The organism is Arsenicicoccus cauae (assembly GCF_009707125.1).
Taxonomy (GTDB): domain Bacteria; phylum Actinomycetota; class Actinomycetes; order Actinomycetales; family Dermatophilaceae; genus Arsenicicoccus; species Arsenicicoccus cauae.
The window spans coordinates 1-1,356 of record NZ_WLVL01000010.1 but is presented as its reverse complement, the minus strand read 5'-3'; the positions used below and the strand labels follow the sequence as shown (position 1 = coordinate 1,356).

Here is a 1,356-nt window from a genome sequence, read left to right as displayed (position 1 = left end):
CCACCCGGCCAGCAGCCTGGTGAACGCCACCACCCAGGGCCGACACGTCAACGCGAGGGCACCCGCAGGGCCGGTCATAAGCAAGGGTCAGACCCCAGGTGGTGGCGCAGACACGATGCTCGCAGTCATACGCGTCAGCGACCGATCCGATCGAGGGCCGGATGCCTTCATCGGCCAGGTGGTCGGTGAACGTGATCGATGTGTACTGCGACCCGGCGTCCGCGTGACCGATCAACTTGCCGCGCACGACGGGGTGCCCCTCGCGGCCGCGTTGCCACAGCGCCATCCGCACCGGGGCGTCGACGAGCTCGACGGCCTTGGTCGACGCGACGTTCCACGCGACGATCTTCTGGGCGAAGACATCCAGGACGAACGCGACATACACGAACCCGGCCCACGTGCGGACATACGTGAAGTCCATGACCCAGGTGCGGTTGGGCGCGGGCGCGGTGAAGTCACGGTCGAGCAGGTCACCAGCCCGTTTGCCGTCCTTGGCCGGGATCGTGGTGCGGACCCCCTTGGCTCGTCGAACGCCTTGCAGGCCAAGGGCCCTCATCGCGCGGTCCACCGACCCGGGCGAGGCATCGGCGTCGGCGCGTTTGACCAAGGCGGTCATCTTCCGGCGGCCGTACAGGCCCTCGGGCGTCATCCGGCGTACGCCCGCGTGGTCGACGGTCCACACCAGGTCGCGGACCCGATCGGTGACGATCGCGTCAGTAACCGTGCGTGTCGCGACCGGGCGGGTTGCCCCAGCCCACTGACGGTAGGTCCGCGCGGCGACCTGGCAGCCCTGCTCGCGCAGGACCCGGCAGATCGACTCGACCGCGTGACCCTCAGCTCGCATCTCGTCAATGAACGCGACGATCAGCGATCGCGGGGGTCGAGTTCCCCCGCGAAGAAAATTGAGGCCCGGCGCAGGATCTCGTTGTCCTCTTCCAACCGGCGGACCTTGGCCTTGAGCTCCTTGATCTGGGCCAGCTCCTCGGTGGTGGCCCCTTGGCGCTGGCCGCCATCGACCTGGGCCTGCAGAACCCAGCGACGTACCGACTCCTTGCCCACACCCTCACGGCGAGCGACGACCTCAGCAGCAGCGGTCAGCGACGGGTACTCCGGCAAGTGCTCCATCACCTGGCGCACACACCGCTCCTTGACCTTCGGATCGATCTTCTTCGGCATGGTTCGCATCCTTCCAACTCACAAGGATGCGGCGCGATACCTGGGGCGCTTCAGAGTGCCAGCGTTGGGTGTTGTACCAGTCCTGGTACTGGTCGCATAGGGCCTGCATGTGCGTCAGCGTCTGGGGCTGGTGCCCGCTGGCTGCGAGCCACTTGTTGAAGGTCTGGTGGTGCCGTTCGA

The 1,356-nt window shown here is 67.1% G+C and carries 1 pseudogene; it reads right to left on the bottom strand.

Annotation, left to right across the window (positions count from 1 at the left end):
* Positions 1-124 precede the first annotated feature (124 nt).
* Positions 125-1,176 (bottom strand): annotated as a pseudogene (locus tag GGG17_RS16205) (IS3 family transposase); the annotation flags it as partial.
* Positions 1,177-1,356: the final 180 nt, after the last annotated feature.